Below are 471 nucleotides of genomic sequence, written 5' to 3'. Positions count from 1 at the left end.
GCAAAGGAGGCAGTGAAGAAATTCAACGAAGATTCTGCTGCTGCTGCTGCTGAAGCCTCTGCTAGTCAGCCTAAGAAGGCTATGAAGAAGAAATCTATTGTAAAGCCATCTTCTTCTACAATGCCCTCATGACCCAGCTCCTCAATGCCCTCACGGCCCAGCTCCTCAAAACCCTCATGGTCTTCTGCTCAAGCAAAGCCCTCAGCTGCACCAACAAAGTCCTCAGCACCAGTGCATCTTGCCACGTGCCAAAGGACTACAGGCTTTTCGATTGCTTTAGGAGCTTCAGCAAGTTCCTCAGCACAACCGCAGCTGCTGAAGAAGAAGGTCACTGTTGGACGCGGCACAAGGCCAAGTCCTCATAAGAAGCAGGTCGCCTTTGAAGTTCCGTCATCTGAAGATGAAGCTGATGATGAAGAAGTGGCTCAAATCATCAGAGACCGACAAAACCGGGCCGCTAGTGCCAAAGGT

General features: G+C 50.7%; 1 protein-coding gene. It reads left to right on the top strand.

The window, feature by feature from the left end; genetic code table 11:
• Nucleotides 1-231: 231 nt before the first annotated feature.
• Nucleotides 232-471, top strand: a 240-nt coding sequence (locus tag A6F49_RS18520) for a hypothetical protein (protein ID WP_235605020.1), incomplete at its 3' end; no start/stop codon positions are given.

The sequence above is a fragment of the Enteractinococcus helveticum genome, from assembly GCF_001657475.1.
GTDB lineage: Bacteria > Actinomycetota > Actinomycetes > Actinomycetales > Micrococcaceae > Yaniella > Yaniella helvetica.
The sequence above is the reverse complement of the archived record's forward strand: the minus strand, read 5'-3'. Positions and strand labels throughout refer to the sequence as shown.